The sequence below is a fragment of the Bartonella sp. AA86SXKL genome (assembly GCF_042196885.1).
Genome location: NZ_JBHIRE010000545.1, coordinates 1 through 571, shown reverse-complemented (window position 1 = coordinate 571; position 571 = coordinate 1). Strand labels below are relative to the sequence as shown.

The following is a 571-nucleotide window of genomic DNA, read 5'->3' as shown; positions in this document are numbered from 1 at the left end:
CTTTTGAATTTTCTAAGACTTTGAAGTTTTTTTTGAGCATTTTCCATAGTTGATAAGAATATGCTCCCTAGTTTAAAGGAGATGAAGAAGATAAATCTATGCAATAGCGAGAAGCTTATGTGTTATGAGATTATACGAGTTGTTTTTTGTTTGTTTGGGAAAGAGAAGCAATTGCTTTTTCAATACGATGTAGACTTTCGTTTACCTCTTCTTCCTTGATAATAAGGGGAGGCAAGAAGCGCACAACGTTGTTGTTGGCACTAACACTCAAAAGATATTCACTTTCCAATGCACTAACGACAACCTGAGAGGGAACCACGCACTGAATGCCCAACATAAGTCCTACCCCGTTAATTGCACAGATAATGTCAGGATAGTCATTTAGAATATTTGAAAGTCCGCTTTTTAGCTTATATCCCATTTGCTGAACATGGTCGAGAAGACCAGGTTCTAATATAATATCAAGAACAGTTTTGCCTACAGCCATCCCAAGAAGATTGCCTCCAAATGTTGATCCGTGGGTTCCTGGTGTCATACTTTTTGCAGCTTTTTCTGTTGCAAGACAAGCTCC

Annotated in this window: 1 protein-coding gene; it reads right to left on the bottom strand. The window is 38.4% G+C overall.

From position 1 onward, the window contains the following. Positions 1-130: 130 nt before the first annotated feature. Positions 131-571 (bottom strand): aminotransferase class III-fold pyridoxal phosphate-dependent enzyme (locus ACFIO5_RS13190; protein WP_375705653.1); only part of this gene is annotated, 441 nt, incomplete at its 5' end.